Source organism: Streptomyces sp. NPDC111606 (assembly GCF_055656945.1).
The window spans coordinates 19,729-40,998 of record NZ_JBVKBY010000026.1; the positions used below are offsets into that span (position 1 = coordinate 19,729).

Annotated in this window: 13 protein-coding genes and 4 pseudogenes; 9 read left to right on the plus strand and 8 right to left on the minus strand. The window is 67.2% G+C overall.

Features of this window, described 5'->3' with window-relative positions; all coding sequences use genetic code 11:
- Positions 1-14: 14 nt before the first annotated feature.
- A complete protein-coding gene (locus ACZ7M7_RS44210) occupies positions 15-2,858 on the plus strand; it encodes an AfsR/SARP family transcriptional regulator (protein WP_472127430.1) in 2,844 nt (947 codons plus the stop codon).
- Here the strand turns inward: ACZ7M7_RS44210 and ACZ7M7_RS44215 are convergent.
- The gene (locus tag ACZ7M7_RS44215; RefSeq protein ID WP_472127432.1) at positions 2,833-3,615 is read right to left on the minus strand and encodes a trypsin-like serine peptidase; all 783 of its coding nucleotides are present in this window, start codon (positions 3,613-3,615) and stop codon (positions 2,833-2,835) included. The two genes, ACZ7M7_RS44210 and ACZ7M7_RS44215, sit on opposite strands and share 26 nt — an antisense overlap.
- 540 nt (positions 3,616-4,155) lie before the next feature.
- Here ACZ7M7_RS44215 and ACZ7M7_RS44220 point away from each other — a divergent pair.
- The 3 genes and pseudogenes from ACZ7M7_RS44220 to ku all read left to right on the plus strand — a co-directional run bounded on the left by ACZ7M7_RS44220 (position 4,156) and on the right by ku (position 7,292).
- Positions 4,156-5,190, plus strand: a complete 1,035-nt coding sequence (locus tag ACZ7M7_RS44220; protein ID WP_472127433.1) for an AraC family transcriptional regulator — start codon at positions 4,156-4,158, stop codon at positions 5,188-5,190.
- A gap of 862 nt (positions 5,191-6,052) precedes the next feature.
- A pseudogene (locus ACZ7M7_RS44225) lies at positions 6,053-6,316 on the plus strand (HNH endonuclease); the annotation flags it as partial.
- A gap of 110 nt (positions 6,317-6,426) precedes the next feature.
- A pseudogene (ku, locus tag ACZ7M7_RS44230) lies at positions 6,427-7,292 on the plus strand (non-homologous end joining protein Ku).
- On the opposite strand, the gene ACZ7M7_RS44235 reads toward ku, so the two are convergent.
- Positions 7,284-7,430, minus strand: a complete 147-nt coding sequence (locus tag ACZ7M7_RS44235) for a hypothetical protein (protein ID WP_472127435.1) — start codon at positions 7,428-7,430, stop codon at positions 7,284-7,286. The pseudogene ku and the gene ACZ7M7_RS44235 sit on opposite strands and share 9 nt — an antisense overlap.
- Positions 7,431-7,927: 497 nt before the next feature.
- Between ACZ7M7_RS44235 and ACZ7M7_RS44240 the strand changes: the two genes are divergently transcribed.
- Positions 7,928-9,124: an AlbA family DNA-binding domain-containing protein gene (locus tag ACZ7M7_RS44240; protein WP_472127437.1), complete on the plus strand. Its 1,197-nt coding sequence runs from the start codon at positions 7,928-7,930 to the stop codon at positions 9,122-9,124.
- A gap of 767 nt (positions 9,125-9,891) precedes the next feature.
- The gene (locus tag ACZ7M7_RS44245) at positions 9,892-10,251 is read left to right on the plus strand and encodes a hypothetical protein (protein ID WP_472127438.1); all 360 of its coding nucleotides are present in this window, start codon (positions 9,892-9,894) and stop codon (positions 10,249-10,251) included.
- 49 nt (positions 10,252-10,300) lie between these two features.
- Here ACZ7M7_RS44245 and fxsT read toward each other — a convergent pair whose 3' ends face one another.
- A complete protein-coding gene (gene fxsT, locus ACZ7M7_RS44250) occupies positions 10,301-12,889 on the minus strand; it encodes an FxSxx-COOH system tetratricopeptide repeat protein (RefSeq protein ID WP_472127440.1) in 2,589 nt (862 codons plus the stop codon).
- On the opposite strand from fxsT, the pseudogene gcvH reads away from it, so the two are divergent.
- Positions 12,880-13,248 (plus strand): annotated as a pseudogene (gene gcvH, locus ACZ7M7_RS44255) (glycine cleavage system protein GcvH); the annotation flags it as partial. The gene fxsT and the pseudogene gcvH overlap by 10 nt on opposite strands.
- Positions 13,249-14,185: 937 nt before the next feature.
- On the opposite strand, the gene ACZ7M7_RS44260 reads toward gcvH, so the two are convergent.
- Both ACZ7M7_RS44260 and ACZ7M7_RS44265 read right to left on the minus strand, forming a co-directional pair.
- Complete coding sequence (locus tag ACZ7M7_RS44260) at positions 14,186-14,377, minus strand: hypothetical protein (RefSeq protein WP_472127442.1); 192 nt, start codon at positions 14,375-14,377, stop codon at positions 14,186-14,188.
- Positions 14,378-14,407: 30 nt separating this feature from the next.
- Positions 14,408-15,225 (minus strand): IS5 family transposase gene (locus ACZ7M7_RS44265; protein ID WP_472127444.1). Its coding sequence is split into 2 segments (ribosomal slippage): positions 14,408-14,877 and positions 14,877-15,225, totalling 819 coding nucleotides; the frame shifts between segments, so codons are not numbered across the junction.
- 89 nt (positions 15,226-15,314) lie between these two features.
- Here ACZ7M7_RS44265 and ACZ7M7_RS44270 point away from each other — a divergent pair.
- Entirely contained in the window at positions 15,315-16,229 is a 915-nt protein-coding gene (locus ACZ7M7_RS44270; RefSeq protein WP_472127446.1) for a transposase, read from the plus strand.
- Positions 16,230-16,464: 235 nt separating this feature from the next.
- Here ACZ7M7_RS44270 and ACZ7M7_RS44275 read toward each other — a convergent pair whose 3' ends face one another.
- Positions 16,465-18,492: a S8 family serine peptidase gene (locus ACZ7M7_RS44275; RefSeq protein ID WP_472127447.1), complete on the minus strand. Its 2,028-nt coding sequence runs from the start codon at positions 18,490-18,492 to the stop codon at positions 16,465-16,467.
- 352 nt (positions 18,493-18,844) lie between these two features.
- Here ACZ7M7_RS44275 and ACZ7M7_RS44280 point away from each other — a divergent pair, with 352 nt between their 5' ends.
- Positions 18,845-19,261 carry a GNAT family N-acetyltransferase gene (locus ACZ7M7_RS44280; protein WP_472127454.1) on the plus strand — a complete coding sequence of 139 codons (417 nt, stop codon included), beginning with the start codon at positions 18,845-18,847 and terminating at the stop codon, positions 19,259-19,261.
- A 23-nt stretch (positions 19,262-19,284) separates the two neighbouring features.
- Here the strand turns inward: ACZ7M7_RS44280 and ACZ7M7_RS44285 are convergent.
- Positions 19,285-19,760: pseudogene (locus tag ACZ7M7_RS44285) on the minus strand (transposase); the annotation flags it as partial.
- Positions 19,761-20,384: 624 nt separating this feature from the next.
- Positions 20,385-20,819, minus strand: coding sequence for a CBS domain-containing protein (locus tag ACZ7M7_RS44290; protein WP_472127449.1), 435 nt, complete (start codon positions 20,817-20,819; stop codon positions 20,385-20,387).
- Between the last annotated feature and the right edge of the window lie 451 nt (positions 20,820-21,270).

Here is a 21,270-nt window from a genome sequence, read left to right on the forward strand (position 1 = left end):
AGGGGAGAACGTGAATGGAGGAGCAACTGCGCTTCACTGTTCTCGGGCCCGTCCGTGCCTGGCGCGGGCCGGACGAGGTTGACCTCGGACCCCCGAAGCAGCGTGCCGTCCTCGCCATGCTTCTGCTCGGCGAAGGCGCGCAGGTCTCAGTTGAGACCCTCGTCGACGCCGTCTGGGGCACCGGATCACCGGGTTCCGCAGTGAGTTCGCTGCGCACCTACGTGTATCGGCTGCGTCAACTGCTCGGGCCCTTGACGATCGTTTCCATGGGTGACGGCTACCAGATGTCCATCTGCCCCGACTCATGTGACCTGACCGCTTTCCGTGAGCTGGTCGCGCGGGCGGACCGGGCCCGACGCGACGACGACAGCAACACCGCCGCCCGGTACCTGAACGAAGCCCTCGCTCACTGGCAGGGGACAGCGCTGGCCGGAATCCGCGGCGAGTACGCCCAAGCGCAGCGCAACTGGCTTGAACGACTGCGGCTTTCGGCCCTGGAAGCGGTTTTCGCGGTCCGGCTCGACCTGGGCGAGCACACGGACATCGCAAGGGAACTGGCCGCTCTCGTAGCCGAGCATCCGCTGGACGAACGGTTTAGGGAGATGCTGATGCTCGCCCTGTACCGGTCAGGACGCCAGGCCGAGGCACTCATGACCTACAGCGAGGCCCGCTCTCTCCTCGCCGACGAGATGGGGATCGACCCGGGACCTGAACTGCGGAACATGTATGAGCGCATCCTGCGGGCGGACGTCGCGCTGACCACCCCACCGGCACCCACACACCCATACACAATGCAGCCGGTGCCCCGCCAGCCGGCGCCCGCACAACTCCCCGTCGATCTACCAGCTTTTGTGGGACGCGCGGCGCAGCTCGCCCAGGTCGACCTGATGCTCGATGGAGAGGACGGGATACCCGCTCACGTCGGGGTCGGCGTTATCACCGGCATGGCCGGAGTCGGCAAGAGCACGTTCGCAGTTCACTGGGCCCACCGCGTTGCCCCGTGCTTCCCTGACGGCCAGCTGTACATCAACCTCAGGGGTTTCGACCCGGCTGGACTGCCGGTCTCCCCGGATCGGGCACTGCGCACGGTTCTCGAGTCATTCGGGTGCGATCCCATGAGCTTGCCGCAGGATGCCGACGCACTCGCGGCCTGGTATCGCACACGACTCGCCGGGCGGCAAGTACTGCTCCTGCTCGACAACGCCCGCGACGCCCAGCAAGTGCGCCCGCTGCTTCCCGCGAACCCCGGCTGCATGGTGATCGTCACCAGCAGGAACCGGCTGTCCGGCCTGATCGCCACCGACGGGGCCCGCCCCGTCCACCTCAACGCGCTCACCGTCGCGGAGGCGCGCGAATTCCTCGCACGCAGACTGGGCGCCAGCCGGGTCGCCGCCGAGCCGGCAGCCGTCGACGAAATCATCGAACACTGCGCCCGCCTGCCACTCGCCCTGTCCATCGCGGCCGCACGGGCGCTGGCCCGCTCGGCCTTCCCCCTGGCGACTCTCGCCCAGGAACTGGGCGACGGCCAAAGCCGCCTCAACACACTGAGCGACTGCGACGCGGCCGCCGACGTACGCGCCGTCTTCTCATGGTCGTACCACGCCCTCACCCCCGCCGCCGCACGCCTGTTCCGGCTGATCGCCCTGCATCCGGGCCCGGACGCTTCCCTCGCCGCCGTGGGGAGCCTCGCCGGGCTGACCCTCCCGCACACACACCAATTGCTGGCCGAACTGACCGAGGCCCACCTCGCCGACGAACCCGCGCCCGGCCGGTACGCCATGCACGACCTGCTGCGCGCCTATGCCGACGAGCTGGCGCGCGCCACCGACGCACCGCACGAGCAGCACGCCGCCCGCCTCCGAGTCCTCGACCACTATCTGCACAGCGCGCACCGCGCAGGACGGGCGTACTCTCCCGACCGGCATGCCATCGCCCTGTCCGCGCCTTCCCAGGGTGTTCAGGCCGAGGAATTCCCACCGGGCCCAGAACGCTCGAGCCCCGCCGCATCCTGGTTCGATACCGAGCGAGCAGTGGTGATAGAGGCCATCAGAACGGCGGCCGTCCATGGGTTCGCTGCGCACACCTGGCAACTCGCCTGGTCCGTCGCCCACCACCTGGACCGGAAGGCTCAGTGGCACGACCTCGAAGCGACCCAGCACATGGCCATGGAGGCGGCCGAGCGTCTTGAAGACCCCTGTGCCCAGGCACACGTCCACCTGAGCCTCGCACGCGCCGCGGCCTGCCTGGGCCGGGTCGAGGAGGCGCGCATCCGCATGGAGCGTGCGGTGGAACTCTTCGCCGCGGCAGGCGAGATCACCGCCTGCGCCGACAGCCACCGGCAGGTGAGCTGGGTGGCCGAGCAGCAAGGCGACCTGGAGGGAGCTCTGTTCCACGCCCAGCAGTCCCTCGCTCGGCATCGGGCGGCCGGCGACCCGGCCCCGCGCACAGCTGCGGCGCTCAACGCCGTCGGCTGGTGCCACATCCTGCTCGGACAGCACCAACAGGCGCTCGACCACTGCCAGGAAGCTCTGGCCATACCAGAGCTTCACCACCGGCCCTACCTCGCAGCGGACGTCTGGGACAGCATCGCCCTCGCCCAGCACCATCTGGGACGACACACCGACGCCGTCGCCAGCTACGAACAGGCCCTCGTCCTCTTCCGAAAAATCGGCGTCGCCCAGGCCGAAGCCGACACACTGCGCCGCCTCGGGGACACCCACCTCACGTCAGGCAGGGTAGAGCAGGCCCGGGCGGCATGGACGCAGGCCCTCGCCCTTCTGGAACGACTCGGCCATGCCGATCAAGAGGCCGTCCGAGCCCAGCTCAAAGCCCTCACGACGAACCCACCTTGTCGCTGACGCGCTGGTAGAGCTCCCGCGCCGACTCGGCCAGACGAGGGCCGGCCAGCCAGGTGTTGTCGGTCGGCCCGATAGACGTGTTGCTCACCAGCTCCAGCCCGCTGCCGTGCTGCGGGCGAACCAGCCGCCCCAGAGGAGCCCCCGGCATCGTGCAGCCGATCCGGTACAACACCGGTTGCCTCGGGCGGATCGACAGACGCCCAGGCCTGTCCCGGCACGAGAAGCCCCGCTCGCCGTCGAACGGGGCCTCGGCCGGATACCCCCAAGCCGCCATGTCACTCAAACGCGTCGCCGACGGAGCGCCGAACCAGACCGGCGCCGCCTGACCGATCATCTTCTGCAGCGACGCAGCCTTTCCCTGCCGCTGCGCCCAGCTGGCCCACCACGTTCCAAAGGGTGCGATCCGGTCCTCGCCCGCACTCTGCCGGGCCGCTCCTTCGAGCCCGAGATTGTTGTACGAGGGCACGAAGACGATGTTGCGGAACCAGTCGCCTCCGGCCCCGCCGTGCACACAATGACCCGCCGTCCACACCAGCCCCCATCTGCCGGGGCGCGCCGGATCCTCCACCGCCGTGCCGGAACACACGCTCGGCCCGTCGGGAGTGTCGAAGAAAATCTTCCCCATCACCGCGGCGTTGTCGTGGTACGTCGCCGCCTGCGGCTGTGCGGGCACCGGGTCGGGCTCAGGGCCCGTCGTGCCGGAGCCCTCGCCGATGTCGTTGGGCACACGGGTGTCCGCGGACCGAGCCTGTGCCATGCGCTGGATGGTCCAGAGCCCTTCCACGACGGGGTTGGAGAAGGCCGACAGCCGTCTTGAGGAGTCGCAACCGGCGACCCCCGCAAGGACAAGCAGTAGCGCGATGATGCAAGCAGCGACGCGTGTACAGCGGCTCAAGGGCATCCTTCAACTCGTGCGGAGCCCGGGGCGGGCGGAACAAGAGGGGGGAACAGCCCCACCCGCCCCGGAGGTCAGTGGTCGCGATCGGGCACGGCGCCCACATGGCCCGCCCGATCACCTGTTTTGTGCTGCGCGTTGTCCCGCCTGGCCGTCCCTGCGCTCGAACCCCACAGGGCCGACCCAGCATGGTGCGCGGCTTCCGAAGTGGAGCCGACAACCCTTTCTACGGAGCCGGCCCCGGCGGGGTTCTCCCGCAGCCGCCCAATACACAACCGTGATGTGACGACGTGGTGTCGGCCAAGTGCGGACCTCGACCGGCCCGGCCGAGCGGCCACAGGTTGACCACTGTCTGCTGGACGGGACAGCGACCCGGTCGAGCACTGCGCTACCTTGCGCGGCATGACACCATCGGCTGACCCGCTGTCCGATGTCCTCGCCGCGTTGCACATCAGGGCCGGATCACTGTCCGGGCTCGAGGCACGGGGCAGTTGGGCACTTCGCTTCGAACTCCACGAACACATCAAGATCGGTGCCGTACTCGACGGAGGCTGCTGGTTGGGTGTGGACGACGCCGATCCGGTACGCCTCGAGGCCCGCGACTGCTTCCTCCTCGCTGCGCGAGAGTCCTTCACCGTCGCCAGTGACCGAGGAACGCCGTACCGCAGTGCCGAGGAGCTCTATCGAGCGGCCGACAGCCGCATTGTGCGGCTCGGGCACAACCTCGAATCCGAAGCCCAGGAGCGGACACTCATCGTCGGCGGCAGCGTCGACTTCCTGGACACCACCGTCGCACTGCTGCTCGGCGGCCTGCCGCCCCTGGTCCACATCCGCGCCGCAACGCCCCACGCACAGGCCATCCAGCCGCTGCTCGGGGTGTTCCTCGACGAGGTGAGCGCCGTGCGCGCGGGCACCTCCGTGATATCGGACCGGCTCACCGAGATCCTCTTCATCCAGGCGCTGCGAGCCGTCGTCGCGGCGGACGTGCCGGACGGGACCTCGCTGCCGGGCTGGTTGGCGGCCCTCAACGACCCGCGCATCAGCCGTGCGCTGCTGCTGATGCACCAGCAGGCCGGCCGTCCATGGACCGTCTCCGCGCTCGGCGCCCATGTGGGCATGGGCCGGGCGAGCTTCGCCGCCCGGTTCAAGGAACTCGTCGGACTGCCGCCGCTTCTTTACCTCCAGCGCTGGCGGATACTGGCCGCCGGCCAGGAACTGCGCCGCAGCGAGCGGACCGTGGCCTCGGTGGCCGCCCAGTGGGGATATTCCTCGGAGAGTGCTTTGAGCGCCGCATTCGAACGGATCACGGGCATCTCACCGGCCCAGTACCGCAGCGCCCCCGCGGAAGCCGTGATCGCGACGCGGGACGGCTGGCCCGCGCTCCCCTTCCGCGTACCGACAGCATCAGACGCACGCGCAGGTTCTCCAGACGCTTGATCATGGACTGCCCACTCGGTGGCCCATCGCGTCGAACACCGCCGTGCGGACAGCCTCAGCGCCGTCAACGACCAGCGCACGGATCACCGGAAGGCAGAACATGCAGTACGGGCAAATGGGCGCCACGGGGATCTTCGTATCCCGAATAGCGTTGGGTGCGATGACATTCGGCGGGGCCCTCACCTGTGCAATGGTCCGCGGACCAGTTGCGGGAAACGCGCCGACCTCCATCACCATGCTCCAACCGATCAGAAGGAGGGATGGCGGGCGCCTGCGCGCTCACCACCGCGCCGATGACGACAGGGCGAGCTGCTCCGCGCGGGCATGAAGGTGTTCGACGTGATGCCCGGACTCCGGTTTCATCAGGACGCTGCGCAGGATCCGGGCACCGTCGGCGTCCGGGGTGATCTCGGGGTGGCGTGCGGTGAACGCCTCCCGGCCGGCTCTGAAGGAACGCGGCGGCCAAGCGGTCGTCGTCGGCCGGCAGCGACGGGTGTGGCTGATAGGGGCCGAAGGTGTCGGCCCAGTCCTGTATCGCGTGGGCCGCTCGGCCGAGCCAGCGCCGAAGGTCCATGATGCTCTCTTCCCTCGTGCGCCGTCGTCTAGGGACGTCGGCTCGCGCGGGGACGTGCGCACTACCTCGAGCTCGATAGCGGCACCGCGGCCGTCCGCCGCTCGCTGCGCACCCACACCGGCTGCCCCCGCCAACCGGCCTGCCAAGACGGGACTTGAAGGCCGAGCCGGGCGTGCGTGGGGACGTTCACCGGGCTGCGGGTCGAGCAGTTCGGGCGCTCGCTGAAGGCCGCACCTCGACCAGCGGAGGAGCCTGCATGAGGCGGGTCGCCCCGTGCGCGGTGTGAGAGCTCGACGCCGAGAGACAGGCCGCGCCCAGGGCGCCGATCCCTCCCTCGTCGCGGTCACCGCACGCTCCAACCGCAGCAAGGCCGACCAGGATCCCGCCCCATGGCTGCCGCCCGCCGCTGACGTCCACTGCCGGTACCTCGCCGAATGGGTGGGCACCAAACTCCGCTGGGCCCTGAGCATCGACGAAGTCGAACTGGCCGCTCTGGAACAGGCGGCCTCAGGCTGTCCGGACCAGACGGTGACGTACGAACCCGCCCCCTGATCGTGAAGCCGGCTCCGTATCCCGCATCGGGCGGGCGGCGCAGCTGCGCCTTGCCGACCGGCGCCACACTCTTAGGCTGGTGTTGCTCGGGGTCGTCACGGAGGTCTGCCATGCCCCGAGCCATCTGGTCAGGCGCCATCTCATTCGGTCTGGTCACCGTGCCGGTGAACGTGGCCAGCGCCACCGAGAGTCACAGCATCAGCTTCCACCAGTACCACCTCGAGGACATGGGCAGAGTCCGCTACCGGAAGATCTGCGAGATCGAGGACCGCCAGGTCGACGAGAGTGAGAGGGCTACGAACTCGCCAAGGACCACATCATCGCCATCAGCGACGCCGACCTCGACAACCTGCCGCTGCACACCGCCAAGGCCGTGGAGATCGAGGCCTTCGTGCCGCTGGAGTCCATCGATCCGATCCGCATCGGTTCCGGCTACTACCTCACGCCCAAAGGCCAGGTCGCGGCCAAACCCTACAAGCTGCTCCGCGAGGCCCTCGGCAGATCGTCCCGCGTGGCCGTCGCCAAATGGGCCTGGCACGGACGCGAACGCCTCGGCATCCTCCGCGTCCGTGACGAAGCCCTCGTACTGCACGTCATGTACTGGCCCGACGCGATCCGCGACCCCACCGAGCTGCTGCCACCGCGCGTAGACCTGACGGAAGGCGAGATCGACGGCGCGCTCGCTCTCATCGAGAGCATGACCCGCGACGCTCTGGAGGGCCCCGAGTTCCACGACGAGTACACAAACGCGCTCGCGCAGATCATCGAGGCCAAGCGCGAGGGTGCTCACTCTGGGGCGGCAAGGCTGAAAGACCTCAGTGTTTCTTCGATTCATGGGCTGGTGAACCGTCTTTTCGAGGTGGCCTTCGTCGACGGCGAGGGGCAACGCTGGCGTAGCTCACTTACGAGGAGCCTGGACCCAGTCTCGCGCGGCCCGACGTCGACGTTCACGTACCGCTCGTTCTGCTCACGCTGAGCCCGCTTGGCAAAACTCCAGCTGCTCGGCCCCGGAGCGGCGGGCGATGAACGCCTGCCAGATGCTGATGACCGCTGCCACCATGGCGACAGCCATCGCGCCCAGCGCGATCCAGCGGTCGGTCTTGAGGGTCTCCATGCGAGCACCGTACCGAGGCGCTCAGGTCTGGCTCCCGCCTTTGGTGCCTCGTCGAAGAGACGGCTCCCCACGCCCACCCGCTCGTGGCCGTACCGGCCCCAACCAAGGCTCCACGCTCTGTGGTCATGCGCAGCAGCGTCAATGAACTGCTCCAGCCCAGTGGTCGCCTGAGCGATCAGCATGCAGGGACCGCGAGGTGTAGTCGGTTGCAGAGCGACGGCCTTGAGGCACCAACGAAATTCGCTGACATGCTGGAAACGCGGCTGAGCTCGGGTGGATATCCCGCGTTGACACATGGTGACTCCCGGCAACCTCGATACCTCCGGGCCGGGCGTTGGAAGAAGCGCCACGACTGGCCACCGCCGGGTGGACCTCCTGCGAGCCAACGCCGCTGGCGGTGACCTGAGTACCAGTCAAACCGGGCCGCCCAAATCGGAACGCGCGACGACATCCCTCTGGCGCGCTTGCTGTCGGTGCGGCGTCCAACGGACGGGTGTGTGTCTTGGCTCTGGGGCGGCTGGAAGACGGCGCCCCAGCGGTCCCCGCTGCGGCGGACCGCGTGTTCGGCCGCCTCCGCAGGCCTGGCCAAGGACGTCTCCGCGATGGCCAACACCCGCGGCGGCCTGCTCATCTACGGCGTCACCGACCAGGACACCAAGCCCGTCGGCATCGACCTGGCCGAGGTCAACACCCAGCAGTACGCGCAGTGGATCCGCAACCACGTCCAGCCCTACCTGGCCGACACCGACTTCACCGTCCTGTCCTCACCCGACGGCGCCACCAGCTTCCTGGTCGTCGACGTGCCCGCCAGCCCCATGGCCCCCCACCACGTGTACGGCACCGCGGCCAAGGACAAGGACCATCAGGCCGTCGTCGTCCCCTACCACGACCGCGACCACACCGCCTGGATGGCCGAGCACCAGATCGAACGCGCCTACCGCGACCGCCTCACCCGCGCCCAGCACGCCCAGGACGCACTCGAGGAGCTCTATACCCACACCCGGGGCGACGTCCTGGCCGAACAAGAAGAACCCTCGGCCTGGTTCATCGCCGTCGCCCGGCCCCAGCGGCCCCTGCCGCGCACCGCCACACTCCTGACCCGCGAGACGGCCGGCTCCCTCTGCCGCACCGCCACCGCGCACTCCCAGCGCCCGACCCGCGACCAGTACACCGGCAGCCCTCTGCAGACATTGAGCATCGTGCTGCACGACCCTCGCCCCGGGCTGCGCCGATGGGTCTTTTCCACCCTGTCCCCGCGCACGGGCCGGGAGATCCACACCGAGCTCCACCACGACGGCAGCACCGTGCTCGCCGTCAACGTCTCCTTCAGAGCCCTGCGCCGTCAGGACGACGAACCGCGGGCAACGGGCCTCCTGGTCGACACGGACGTCACGGCGGCGGCCTGCCGGGACACCCTCGCCCTGACCCGCGAACTCGCTCGCCACCTCGGCGTGGACAGCTCCTCGCACGTCCAGGCGACTATCACCACCGCAGAGCGCGAACCACTGACCCCCATCGTCACCGAGCACGGCGGTGCCTTCCGGCACGCCCCCGACCGCGCCCGCCGGCCCCGACGCATCCAGACCGTGACCACCCAGGTCAGCCCCGCCGACGGAGACGAGCTGCTGCGGGTGAGCGCTCAGGAGCTCTTCACCGACCTGATGCATCAGTTCGGCATCACCGGCCATCTGTAACCTGCACGACCGCGACGAAGGGCGATCCTGGCTGCAGCGACGCGACCCCAGCGCGCGGAGGCGCCCGACGGCTGCAGGCGCCCCTGCGGGAGATCACCGGCAGAGTGTGCCGCCTGTGGATCCCCGATCTGGCTCATGGAACCGGTCGTTGAGGATGCCCCATACGCTTCAAGCTGGTGCGCGTGGAGTGGACTGGGCGATCGACGAGAAGGTCCTCGTCGCCCTGCGTGAGGGCACTTATGGCGGCCCTGGCTCCAAGATCATTCCGCGTGGTCGAGCTGCGAGTAAATCCGCCAGCTGACATCGGCGACGATTAGTCTGACGGCCGCCGCTGATCCTGTCCTTATCCAGGGAGCCTTTCCGATCGTGGCCCGAGCGGGTGACGAGGCGGTGGCCCGTAGGCTCATGCCCGTGACGGGTCGAAGCTCTCTGCTGTCGCCTGAAGCGCCGATTATCGTGCACCCCAAGAAGCCTTCGTCGTCATCGATCCACGCTCGATTATCCGCGGACCCGGTTTCCTGGGCGGTGACGGTGAGCGAGAGCCGGATCCTGCTCTGCTGGGGCTCGCGTGCTGGCGCCATGGTGGCGGGTGCGGGCGCCAGGAGCGCGCGCGGTGATGCGGATCTGCGCCTTCGCGCTGTACCGGTCCGTTGTCGGATCGAGCGCGAGGACCGTGCGCGGGGAAGAACGCCGTTACCCTTATGGACGGCTGCCTGCCCAGCTGGCGGGTGCTGTCGTCGGGTGCATCTCCAATGGAGGGGATGGGAATGACGGGTGTGGAGCTAGTCCTGGCGGCATTGGCCGCGGGAGCTGCGGCCGGTATCACGGATGCGACCAGCAGTTCCGTCAAGGAGGCGTATCTCGCACTCCGCGACGCGGTGCGCCGCAGATTGGCCGCGCACGATGACGAGTCACCCAGTGTCCTCGACGCTGTCGAGGTTGAGCCGGGCATGTGGCACGCACAGTTGAGGGAGGAGCTGATCGACTCCGGAGCCGACAGGGATGATGAGATCCTGCTGCTGGCAAGGGAGTTGCTCAAGCAGTCAGGGAAGTACGAGGTGGACGCCCGAGATTCGAAGGGCGTGCAGATCGGGGACCACAACACTCAGACCAACACGTTCTCCTGACGGCGGAAGAGTGCCATCACGGCAGCATGTTCCCCGCCGGACTATCGGTTCACGGCGCGTGGGGCGCAGGGCCCGCAGTCGCGAGACGGCGCAACAGGCCGAGTCTCCGGCGCGCTCGCACCGTACAGGCGTGGTCGTCGCCGAAGACTCTTCGGTACCCGTCGAGTGTCCGCTGCTGGAGTTCCACCGCGCTGCGTAGATCGTTCGTCGCCGCTAGCGAGGTGGCGAGGTTGTCCAGGGCGGACAAGGTGTCGGCATGGTCGGGGCCCAGGATGCGTTCGAAACCCTCGAAGGCCTGTCGTTCCAGTTTCACCGCTGACTCGAGGTCGCCCAGTGCGCTGAGAGAGTTGGCGAGATTGCCCATGGCTCGGTAAGTGTCTGGATGAGTTGGGCCGAGGGATCGGCGACTGTCGAGAACCCGCCGCTGGATCTCGGCCGCCTCCTCCGCTCTGCCCGTGGCTGCCAGTGCGATGGCCCGGACGCCGAGCGCGCTGAGGGTGTCGGGGTGGTGGTCACCGCGGAGGCGTCTGAAGGCATCGACGACGGGGACGATGACGTCGAGCACCTCCGTCATGGCACCGACTTGCAGGAGATACCCGGCCAGGTTGGACATCGTCTGCAGGGTATGCGGATGCTCTTCTCCGAGTATGCGTCGGCGAGTCCGCAGCACCTCGGACTCCAAGTCGGCCGCCCGCAGGAAGTCACCGGACGCAGCGAGCGTCGCAGCCACATTTGTCATGGCATGGGCCGTCGCTCGCTCGTCGCCGAGGGAACGCCGGACCTGGAGAACGGTGCCTTCCAGCTCTTCGGCCTCGGCCAGGTCGCCGAGTGTGGCGCGTCGGACGGCGAGATTTTCCATGGCGAGGAGCGTGTGGGGATGCTCGTCGCCGAGAATCCGTTTTCGCCCCTCCAGAACCGCTCGCTCGAGCCTCTCGGCCTCGGCCAGATCGCCGAGCGACGCACATCGGATCGCCAGATTGCCCATTGCCACCAGTGACTGAGGGTGATCCTTGCCGAGCCGGTTGGTGCACAGGTCGGCCACGCGACGTTCCAGCGCATGCGCTTCCGCCAATTGGCCGGCTCCCGCCATGGAAATGGCGAGGTTGCCTGCGGCCGCCAGACGCCGGGCGTCCTCCTCGCCGTTGGCCTGACGTGCCGCGCTCTCGATCTCGTGCCAGAGCAGGCTGGCTGTACGGCTGTCGCCTCGCCCCTCGAGGTAGGTGGCGGCACGCCAGCACGCCTCGTCCTCGTGTAGGGCCCTGGGATCGGCCACAGCCCGGATGTGGGGCACCAGCAGACCGTACCGGTTCCAGACGGCGGGGTCCTCTGGGCGCGGTGGCGTGGCGCGGTGCACCAGCAGCCGTGCGACCGCCCTCAGATCGGCGGCTTCCTCGGCGGTCATCCTGCTGAGCACCACCGCGCGAACGAGTGTGTGCACGGACAGGACATCGAGTAACGACCCATCCAGGGCGGGCTCCTTGTGGATCAGCGAGTACTTGGCGAGCACGGACGTGGCCACACCGACATCCAGCGGATCCCACGGCAGCTTGTCGGCCTCCGGAAGCCGACATGGTTCGTGGTCCTCGCGTGTGCCGGGGAGATGGTCGAGCACGAACAGCGGGATGCCTTGCGGAGCGAAGGACACGAGGAGTCTCATGAGGGCGTCGGCCGCGGGCGGAAGCGCCTCCATGGCCAGCGTGAAGGTGGATACGGCGGTGCGCCGCTGCGGTACGTACTCGCCCGGCAGTCCTTCATCGAGTACTTCGATCTGGCGTTGCCGCAGCAGCCGGACGTAACCGGCGAGACTCAGTGCGCCGGACGTCGACACGACGAAGGCCGCTGCCTGTTCCAGGGCGATGGGCAGCCCGCCCAGCTCCCGGGCCAGTCGCCGGGCGTTGGCCCGGTCTCCCGATCCGGTGCGGCGGCAGAGGAAGTCCTCGGCGTCCTCCGTACTCAGTGGGGGAACATGCACGACTATGTCGGGAGTACCGAGATGGGGATTCCGACTCGTGATCAACACGTCACCACGTGGGTCGGACGGCATCAACCCGTCAAGTACGCCAGTGTCGGGAACATCGTCGAAGATCAGCAACCAGCGGTCGTCACGGGCGGCGAGCATGGCCTGCACGGCAGCCACTGGATCCGTGCGATCCTCGGCGCCCAACACGTCCAACTGCGCGGCCAGTCCGACGAAGGCGCCGACCGCCTGGGCCGGGTCATGTGCGGGCACCCACCACACCACGCCGTATGCGCTCCCGTACCGGCGGGCGAACTCGGCTGCAAGGGCACTCTTGCCGACGCCGGGCGTGCCGTACAGCAGAATCCGCGCTGGGCGGGCCCTTTCGGTCCTCAAGCCCGTTACCCAGTCGTGCAGTTCGCGCAACAGGCCGTCCCTGCCGTGCAGTGGCGACAGCGCGTAGGGCAGGGGCGAACGAGCCGCGCGCGGGGCTTCCCGGTGCACCGGCCCGAAGAAGTTCTGCTGGACGCTGTGGTCTCCGAATTGCACTCCCCTGGCGTTTCGGGCGTCAAGGGGTGGGATGCTCATCGACAATGAATCACGCTCCTTGCGGCGTGTCGCTCCGTGTCGAGCCGTAACATTTTCCTTGGGGGAAGGATAAGCCCGTGAGACTGGGATCATTGCTGGACTATCGCTTCAGCAGCGAGCACGAATGGATGTGTGAGGCCAACGGCCTCTACTCGATCGGCATCAGCGACTACGCCCAGAGTGCCCTGGGAGACGTCGTCTACCTGCAGTTGCCTGATGAGCCCGGGGCTCTTCTGCGCGCCGAGGAATCTTGCGGGGAGATCGAATCGACAAAGTCGGTCTCGGACATCATGGCCCCCGTGGACTGCGAGGTCGTCGAGGTTAACGAGGATGTCGTGAACGCTCCGGACCTTGTCAACAGTGACCCGTACGGGGGCGGTTGGCTGTTCCGTGTCAAGGTGCACCGCCCCGGAGACGTCGACGCTCTCCGCAACCTTGTGCGGTATCGAGCGGAAGTCACGCAACAGGTAGCGCATGTGTTCGTCCTTGACGAATGGAAGAAGATTCATTACGTACCTGCCGTCCGGGCCGAGGATGGTGTGATCCTTGCGCAGAACCGGCAGATCCCCGGAATGATCACAGGGTCTCTCGTTGACGTGAGTCGACTGCATGCCCCCACCTTGGCTGATGAGTTCGAGGCGCTCATCAATGATCCTCGCGCGAAAGCGGAACAGCTCCGGCGTTTCATCGAACAGCATCCCGAATTCCTGCTGGGGAGCGAGTATGAGAGCCTGCACGCGGGGTTCTCCCTGAGCCCTCAGGTCACCCTGCAGCAGGAGACGACGCGTGACATGCGCCCCGACTTCATCCTGCGGCCGGTCGCGGGTCTCTCCGCGGACGCGCAGGTAGTCGACCTCGGCCTGCCGACGGAACGCATCCTCCGACCGACGGAGGCTGGCGCCGGGCTGACCGACAACATCGTTGCGGCCGTCCGCCAACTCCGTTTCTACGCAGGGTACTTCGACATGCGAGAGAATCGGGAGTACGTCCGCAGAGAGCTGGGGTTCACCCCCTACGTTCCCCGCCTGACGCTCATCGTCGGCAGGGAGATCGAGATCGACCCCGGTAACGTGCTGCACCGGGCACTTCAGCAGGATGAACCGGTCGAGATCGTCACATACGACGAAGTGCTGCGCAAGTACCGGGAACAACTGACCTGATGCTGTCTGTCGGCGCCAACGCGCGGTCCAGAGGTCGATGCCACGTGGGCGCTGCCGATCTGCGCTGCACCGGCCTCTCCTTCGGGCTGCGCGATGTCCGAGCGCAGCGCGTCGCGGTGGGCCGTGACGCATGTCTCGGCGGCCTGGTCCAGGTGCTGTCAGAGATGAAAACCGGGTGACCTCAGGGCGTCTGAGGCGCCGAGCTGCGGCGCCTTCGGAGGCCCTGAGGTCACTGGCCGGCAGATCGCCTCGACTTCGGGACGACCAGCCAGGCTCCCAAGGACGCAGCCTCGCGCATAGGCAGTACCTCGTCGTTGCTGCCCTCGCCGTCCATGATTACCGTGTCGTAGAAGCCACCTCGTCGGACGGCGAGACTGTGGACGCCCAGCGCCGTCTGCGTGCGGAACAGTGGATCCGGCAAGGCCATCACCTTGCGTAATAAGACCGTGTCCTACGTGGTGAGGCGGACGAGGCGCTTGTAGCAGCAGAGGGCAGCGGCAAGTCCGAGAAGTGCCAGGTAGTTGCGGGGCTGGCGCTCGTAGCGGGGACTGAGTCTGCGGTAGCCGGACAGCCATGACATCGTGCGCTCGATCACCCACCTCCGACGCCCTAATCGCTCGCTGGATTCGATGCCTTTCCGGGCGATGCGTACTCCGATGCGCTTCCATCGGAGCCATCTGCGCAGGTCGGCGCGGTCGTAGGCTTTGTCGGCGTGGAGGCGCTGGGGCTTGAAGTAGCGGTCGCGATGAGGGTCGTGTCTCGTTTGGTGACCCTCGATCATGGGCTTCGGCCCTTCGCTGTCGTGGACGTTGCCGGCCGAGACGCCGACGAGGAGGGGCAGTCCGTTCGCGTCCGACAAGATGTGCATCTTGGAACCCGGCTTGCCCCGGTCCACGGGGCTCGGACCTGTGTGTTCGCCCCTTTTTTGGCCCTCACATGGGCGGTGTCGAGGACAACACGGGTGACGTCATTGAGGCCAGCGTCGTCGAGGCGGTGCAGCACGGCTTCGTGCAGGCGGCCCCAGACGCCGGCTCTCGACCAGATCAGGAACCGGCGGTGAGCCGTCGACTTCGATATGCCGAAACAGGGCGGCAGTTGGCGCCAGGCGCAGCCGCTGACCAGGACGTAGACGATGGCCGCGAACAGCGTCTCATCAGGCGTGTCCTGCGTTCCGCCGCCCTGCGGCCGCACCCTCGACGGCGGGATCAGCGGCTTCGCGATCTCCCACAGCCCGTCCGGAACGATCCAACTCCACGTATCCCGCCCCATGTACAGCTCAACGTCCGCCTCACCACGTAGGACACGGTCTTACGAGTTGGTGCGTGATAGTGGCTGGGCATGGTGTGCTGGTGAGGGGCATGGCTGACCGTTCTGTACTATCGCATCCGTTGTTCACGGGCATCTCGGTAGCTCATCTGTCGTCCTTGGTCTCGGAGTTGGCCAGGCGGTGGGTAGTCGGGGTCGAGGGGCGACGGTTCCAGGCGAGAGGCGGGGCGAGGAAGCGTGCACCAGGCGCTGGGGCCCGGCATCAGCTGGTCTTCGTGGACCGGCTGGTAGCGACGCTCATCCACCTGCGGCACGATCTGCCGCATGCGGTCTTGGGTGTGCTGTTCGGTGTCGATCGTTCGACGGTCACCCGTGCGGTCGGTGAGGTGCGCCGGCTGCTGGCGGAGCGGGGATTTGCCGTTCCTGAAAGGCCCGGTCTGCGTCTTCGGATGCTGAAGGATGTGTTCGCTTATGCCCAGGCCGAGGGCGTCGAGCTGCGGCTGGACGCCACCGAGATCCAGGTCCGTTGGCCGGTGGCGGGCCGCGGCGGCAGGCGGGCGTTCGTGTCGGGCAAGAAGAAGCAGAACACGATGAAGGCCACTGTTATCGCCGGCCATCGGGGCCGCACTCTGTGGTCGGACGGGCTGCGGCCGGGACGGATGCACGATGCGACCGCGGCTCGCACTGCCGGTATCACCGGCTGCTTCGACCACTTCGACCTGGTTGAAGTGTTACTCGACGACGGCTATTTGGGCTTGAGCCGTGACCATCCAGGCCAGGCCGTCACCCCGCCCAGAAAGCCACGGCCCGGGGCACTGCCCGGCAGAGTCGAACAGTGGGAACGCGACCGTCACGGTCACTCATCCGACCGCATCACTGTCGAGCACGCCCTTGCTGACCACAAACGCTGGAAACAACTCATGCGCTGGGCCCACCGCCGCGACCGCCTGCCCGACACCTACCAGGCCGTTGCCGGCCTGGTCTCCGACTGCACCGCCATGAACTGAAAACAGCCGCGAGCAGGCAACACGCCCCAGCCACTATCACGCACCAACTCGTTAGTCGGCTTCCCGCGGCTACGCCCCGCCCCGGCCGGCCGATGCCGCCACCACCGAACTGCCGCCCCAGAACGTCCACATCCATCCGGCCCGGCTCGTGGGCGCCGACCTGCGGTCGGGGAGCAATCCGGTCTGCCTGGCCGACCCGCCGGTCAGAAGCCGGATCCTACTGACTCGGGCCGGGTCAGGAGATCCGCCAGACGCACGCGTACGGCTGTGGGAAGCGGGTGATCCGGTGCGCGCGCACGATGATGTCGACGTCGCCCGGAGGGACGTTCTCCCAGTGAACCTGCTCCACGTTGTTGGTCCGGTCGAAACTCGTGGAGGTTCCCATGTTGCCGTGGCGCTCTTGGCCGCTGACGGCTCGGACGACCAGGTCAAGATCGTTCTGCAGGGCGGCGCCGGGCGGGTCTGTCCAGACCAGGGTCACCTTGAGGGTGCGGAAGGACCCGGTGGCCGGCACCTGGACACGGACGATGTTCTCCTCACCCTGCTCCAGCGGCCCGTCCTCGGTGAAGCCGGCATTCGTGTCGCCAGGGTCGATCACCGAACCAGCGAGGTTGACTAGGCCGAATCCGGAACTGTTGTTCGGAGAGGCCCCGGCCTCCGAGGGGACGTACTGGCCGGTCAGTTCCACTGCACCGTTGATGAGCAGGGCTTTCAGCAGCGCGGCGCTCGGCGCCTCATTGCCACTGGTCACCAGAGTCTCACGCAGTACCGCCACGCAGCCGGCAACCAGTGGGGTGGCCATACTGGTGCCACTCTCAAAAAAGAACGCCGGATCCGAGGAGATGCCGAAGCGGATGTCGGGCGTCACCACCGCGCGCGAGCGGGTGGACAGGATGGATGTACCCGGCGCCACCACATCGGGCTTGATCCGGCCTTCACGGGTCGGCCCACGGCTGCTGAAGGCGGCCATCCCGGCGGGATTGTCAGCCATTAGATCGTCGCGAATGGGATTGGCCGGGAAGTTCCCGAACGCGAGCTGGCCGTAGGTCTTGAGAATGTCCGGGCGGCGGCTCTCGCTGGCGCCCACGGTGATGCAGTTCTTCGCCCCTGCCTGCGCGCTGACGGACGCTGTGTCGATGACACCGTCCCGGTCCCGGTCATGGCCGCTGTTACCGGCCGAGAAGCAGATCACCAGGTCCGGGTTCTGCCAGACCATGTCGTCGACCTCGAACCCACTGCTGCCGTAGGGCAACCCCGGCTGACGGGGGCCCCAGGAGTTGGTGTGCACGCGCGCGCCGTCATTTTGGTAAGGAGGCTCGAACAGATCGCGCAGATCGTCGGGGATCCCGCCGAGACCGCCGAACGGGTCCAACAGCGACTGCAGTACCAGAGTGGCCCGGGGCGCGGTGCCCTGGATCGGACCACCCATCGTGGCCGAGTGACCGTCCCCGAGAACTGAACCGGCCACATGCGTTCCGTGGCCGTCGGGGTCGTTCGAGCTGTTGGGGCGGCCGAGGGCGTGCAACTGCGCCACCCGACCAGCGAACGCGGGGTGGACGTCGATTGTGGAGCCCTGGTCGAAGCCGGTGTCGGCCACCGCCACAACCTGGCCCTGTCCGAGGAACGCGGTGCCGTTCAGCTGGACCGTGGCGTTCATGATCGGCCGGGCGACGCTGTTGCACTTCACCCACTGGGGCACCTCGTCGATCTGCCGGACTTCATCGATGTCCACCAGACTGCCGAGCTGGTCTCCTGACAGCGTGAGACGGGCCTTGTTCCTCGTGAGCTGGACGTCATCCGCACTGACGCCGACCGCATCGGCGATGCGCTGTCTGACGCCGTCCGCCTCCGGATCGACATCGTCATGCAGCACCACATCGACCGCATGCTGTTGCGAATCCACCGTCGCCGTGGGTGAGGTCAGGGCGGCCAGATCGGATTGCAACCCGCTGGGCCTGAGAGAAGGGGCGATCTTGAAGCCCTCCAGATAGACATCCGCCCAGGCCACGAAGGGAAGGGCCCGGACGGCATCGAGATCAGCAGGCCGGTACCCACACAGATAGGTGCTCTCCGGTACGTACTCGTGGATCACTACGCCCAGCTCCGCGAGCTGCTCCTTCTCCTGTACCGAGGGGATATGGGTGGTCTGGACGAGGAGATAGTTGGAGGCGGACGCGTCCTCCGAGACCAGCGACGCGCTGGCCAGCTCGTGGGACTGCCTCAGCGGATCGATGGTCACACCGTTGATGGTGATTCTGGCCATGGCTGGCTCCAGTGATGTGCGCGCGACTAAAAACAGTGACACTGCGTGCCTCTAGAATTACCCTATGTCACGAATCGGGGTCTTCTGCCGCGTGAGAGACGCGCCATGCGTTGGCGGGGCCCGGACGGCCGACCGCACCACTCGGCTCATGGATTCCGCACCGCTCTGTGGCTGCCCGCTTCTGGCCACCAGGGCGTGTTACGTGCGACGCTGCTGTCAGCACAGGCAGCTCCTCGCAGGGCTCATCGCCTGACTGAGCCGGTGCCATGTTCGTCAGCCAGTCTTGGCAATCGTCGAGGTCTGCCGCCAGACCTGGGGACCGAACACCGAAGAGCAGACGCGCGCCTTCGTGATGACCGCGGTCGAGGCCTGGTCGCACTCACCTCAGCAGCGGTTCGCTTCTGTAGCGCGTGTAGATGGCGACGTAGTCGGCATGGGTGAGCTCCACGTCCGGAGCCGAGGGAAGCGTCAAGGCGAGATCACCTATGCGGTGCATCCGCGGGTTTGGGGACAGGGCGTCGGAACGGCGATCGGCAGGGAACTACTGGCGCGAGGGTTCGAGGATCTTGAGCTCCACCGCATCTACGCCACCTGTGACCCGCGGAACCTTGGGTCGGCACGGGTGCTCAGCAAGCTCGGCATGAGATGGGAAGGACGTCATCGTCACACCACTCTGCTCCGGGACGGTTGGCGAGACTCCGAAATGTTCAGCATCCTCGAAGACGAGTGGCATGCGGTCACCCCATCCTCTAGACCGCCGCAGGGATGACTCGTCGGCCTGGTTCACGATCCCGGTCCATTCGACCAGCTTGCCCAGGCCCCTTGCGGGTCAGCGCTTGGGTGGGACTGAGGAGTTCCCGGCTTGCGGGCGAGGCGCCTTGTCATGAGAGTGATGAGTGACCAGTTCAGGTGCGCTTCGCTGTGCTGCGGGAGGCGTTCGTAGTCGCGGACGTTGCGACGGGCGTTCATCAGCGAGCCGATGGTCCGCTCGACTTTCCAGCGGCGGGGCAGGATGACGAAGCCTTTCGCACCGCAGGGGCGGGACACGGTTCGCAGGGTGGGAAGTCCGCTGGCAGGGCCCGCCATTTGGCACCGTTGTCGACGATGTAGCGGATCGCGTCGACGATGTCCCGCCGAGGTCATTTCTCCGGCTGCCCGCCGGTCTTGGTCTGGCAGGCAGGGACTGGTAGGAGGGGTTCGATCAGAGCCCACTCGGCGATCGTGGTGTCGGAGGGATAGCGGCTTCGGCGCCGCGCGGAAGCAGGCATGACGCGCTCAGCAGGGTTGGGAGCGGGTCTATTTGGTGAGCTCTGCGAGGGTCGCGCGGACGCCTGTGAGCTGGGCGGATGCGAGCTGGGCCCATTCGTCGGCGGGTTAGCGGGCCGGGTGCGGGTCCAGGGTCCCCGTGATCATCCGGGTGAGCCGGCCGAGGATCTGCTGGAACTGCTTCTTCTCGTACTCGATCCAGTCCGCCGGGTCGTCGGAAAACATGTACTCGTCCCGCCGGCGCCAGATAATCGGCGTGAGGCTCTCTGCCGCACCGACGTCCCGCAGATGCCGGATCCCCCGTGCGTCCTGTGACTTCGTCAGGCGCGTTGCAATCACCAGCTGTCTGATCTGGAGGCCGGCGGGGCGGGCTTCCATCACGGAGACCCGGACGAGGTGTCGGTGATGCGGTCGGGAGCCGGAAGTGGGCGTGATGCAGGGTCTGCTCGACGAGGAAGGCCCAGGTGCCCGAGCATGAACAGCATCGGCTGGAGGGAGAGATTTCCCGGACGATGCCGCGGAGGGCGGCACTGGCCAATGCCAGACGCTAGTGGCGGGTCAGGCCTGGCGGCGCATGCTGATGCCAGAGAAGGATTCCCGCTCAGGGGATGGTAGCTGGAGCGGCCCTAAACGGTGGCGTACACGCCGGTCGCGAACTCCGCGATGTGCTTGTCGTCGAGGTTCTTGGCAACATCAGCCTCGCTGATGATGCCGACAAGGGCGTGACCGGACTTGACATCGATCACCGGCAACCGCTTGATGTGGTGGTACTCCATGAGCTCCAGCGCCTTGGTGGCCTCCGCGTCGGCGTCGATCCAGTGCAGATCGCCGCTCAGTGTGCCAGCCTGTACCGTCGCCGGATCGATCCCGTCGGCGCAACAATTGATGACAATGTCGCGGTCGGTGATCATGCCCGTGAGTCTGTTGTTGTCGCCGCATATGGGCAGACATCCGACGTCAAGGTCGCGCATCATGCGGGCCGCGTCGTGCAGCGATTCATGCGCGCCCACGCAGCTCACACCGCCGGTCATGATGTCTCGCGCTGTCAGCCGCCTGGCCATGGTTCCTCCCGTGTCCAAATCGTCGATTGCCCCGCCTTCGATGACACCATGGATGACCCGGCACTGCTCTCTGGCAGCGGCTCAGGGCAGACACGCACTCGGTGCGGGCCGGTGTCGCTGTCAGGGGCTGGTGGCACTCTGCTTATCCGGCGCGCCACCAATGGCTTCCACTACGACCTCTTAGAACAGGAGCGCGACCTCACCAGCAGGGCGCGACGACTGCGCCCTGCTGCACCTGGGCCGGAACGTCGTCGATACGCCCTCCGCGAGGAGCACGCTGGACCAGGACCTGCACGAGGCAGGAGACGGGCCACGCTTTGTGCTGCTGGACGGGCTGGACGAGGGCCTTACTGGCTCTACTGACGTTGTTGCCGTGATGTCGTCAAGGTGAGGCCGGTTTCGGCAAGGCATCCGTCGATGAGGTTGCTGCGGTACTGGATCTGGCGGAGAC

Bases quoted from the DNA above. Each gene is read 5' to 3' on its own strand.
- ACZ7M7_RS44210 (WP_472127430.1), top strand. From the start codon at position 15: ATGGAGGAGCAACTGCGCTTCACTGTTCTCGGGCCCGTCCGTGCCTGG.
- ACZ7M7_RS44215 (WP_472127432.1), bottom strand. From the start codon at position 3,615: ATGGCACAGGCTCGGTCCGCGGACACCCGTGTGCCCAACGACATCGGC.
- ACZ7M7_RS44220 (WP_472127433.1), top strand. From the start codon at position 4,156: ATGACACCATCGGCTGACCCGCTGTCCGATGTCCTCGCCGCGTTGCAC.
- ACZ7M7_RS44235 (WP_472127435.1), bottom strand. From the start codon at position 7,430: ATGGAGACCCTCAAGACCGACCGCTGGATCGCGCTGGGCGCGATGGCT.
- ACZ7M7_RS44245 (WP_472127438.1), top strand. From the start codon at position 9,892: ATGACGGGTGTGGAGCTAGTCCTGGCGGCATTGGCCGCGGGAGCTGCG.
- fxsT (WP_472127440.1), bottom strand. From the start codon at position 12,889: ATGATCCCAGTCTCACGGGCTTATCCTTCCCCCAAGGAAAATGTTACG.
- ACZ7M7_RS44270 (WP_472127446.1), top strand. From the start codon at position 15,315: ATGGCTGACCGTTCTGTACTATCGCATCCGTTGTTCACGGGCATCTCG.
- ACZ7M7_RS44275 (WP_472127447.1), bottom strand. From the start codon at position 18,492: ATGGCCAGAATCACCATCAACGGTGTGACCATCGATCCGCTGAGGCAG.
- ACZ7M7_RS44280 (WP_472127454.1), top strand. From the start codon at position 18,845: ATGACCGCGGTCGAGGCCTGGTCGCACTCACCTCAGCAGCGGTTCGCT.
- ACZ7M7_RS44290 (WP_472127449.1), bottom strand. From the start codon at position 20,819: ATGGCCAGGCGGCTGACAGCGCGAGACATCATGACCGGCGGTGTGAGC.